Below are 1,370 nucleotides of genomic sequence, written 5' to 3' on the forward strand. Positions count from 1 at the left end.
ACAGCAATTACGAGCTGCGTTATTGGCTCGCCGCCTGCGGCATCGATCCCGACCGCGATATCGAGATCGTCATCGTGCCGCCGCCCTTCATGACCGACGCCTTGGCCGCCGGCCGCATCGATGGCTATTGCGTCGGCGAGCCGTGGAACAGCGCCGCCGTCGCAGCCGGCATCGGCCGCATCGTCACCGTCAAGGCGCTGCTGTGGCGCAACAGCCCGGAAAAGGTGGTCGGCGCGCGCAGGTCATGGGCCGAGGAAAACCCGGAAACGCTGGCGGCGCTGCTGAGGGCGCTGCATCATTCCGCTCGCTGGTGCCAGGCCCCGGCAAACCGAAGCGAGCTGGCGGCGCTGATGGCCAGGCCCGACTTCCTCGGGCAGCCCGAGGCAATCCAGATGCCGATCCTCACCGGACAGCTTCAACTGGGCGCAGGCGAGGCTCGGAACGTCGAGGATTTCTTCCTGCCCTTCGACAAGGCGGCGAACTTTCCCTGGAAGAGCCACGCGCTCTGGTTCTACACGCAGATGGTGCGCTGGGGCCAACTGGCGCACACGCCGCAAAACCTTGCGATCGCCCGCGACTGCTACCGGCCCGACCTCTACCGCTCGGCGCTGAAACCGCTCGGCGTGGCCCTGCCCGGCGCCAATGCCAAGGTCGAGGGCGCGCTGAAGGTCGCGACGCCAGTCGGTTCGGCGGGGGCGAGCCTTGTCCTTGGCCCGGACGGATTTTTCGACGGCCAGATCTTCGATCCCGACCGGATCGATGCCTACATTGCCGGCCAGAAACGCGCCTGATTATTTTCGCGCCACTCTTGTGCACTGCACAATAATTGTGCGCGCGCTTGCGCTAATGGGCAATCTTTGGCCTGCTCGCTTAGTGGTCCGGCGCGCTGCCAACTATAGCATATAATTGATTTCATTTGTATTTTTGGCACAGTCTGGAAACTGGCATGGTTCCTGCTTTGTAATAGACAGACTCTTCGCAGGGTCACGGAACAGGCGTCCAATGGCGGGCGCCACAGGCAAAGCTGCCGCTCAGGTCAACACGCGATCCCGGATGTAAGGACGCGCGCGACCTGGCCGGCGGCTTTTTTGTTTTTGACCGAACACGCAATCGACGGCGCCGGTCTCAAGCGGCGCCCAACCGGAGATGACGATGACGAAACGGATCGGAACTGGAACGACGCCGAAGGACCTGACCCGGCGCGACTTCCTTGCCAGAAGCGCGCTCACTGCTGGGCTGTTCGTGGCGGCGCGCAAGCTCTTGCCCTCGGGCGCTTATGCCGCCGCGGCCGCTCCCGAGGTGACCGGCGCCAAGCTCGGCTTCATCGCGCTGACCGACGCTGCACCGCTGATGATCGCCAAGGAGAAGGG

The 1,370-nt window shown here is 64.2% G+C and carries 1 protein-coding gene and 1 pseudogene; both read left to right on the top strand.

Annotation, left to right across the window (positions count from 1 at the left end; translation table 11 throughout):
- A partial coding sequence (locus tag EOA29_RS43005) for an ABC transporter substrate-binding protein (RefSeq protein ID WP_245468476.1) occupies positions 1 to 791 on the top strand: 791 nt, incomplete at its 5' end.
- Positions 792 to 1,152: 361 nt separating this feature from the next.
- Positions 1,153 to 1,370: pseudogene (locus EOA29_RS15310) on the top strand (ABC transporter substrate-binding protein); the annotation flags it as partial.

It is taken from the genome of Mesorhizobium sp. M1E.F.Ca.ET.063.01.1.1 (assembly GCF_003998155.1).
Taxonomy (GTDB): Bacteria; Pseudomonadota; Alphaproteobacteria; order Rhizobiales; family Rhizobiaceae; genus Mesorhizobium.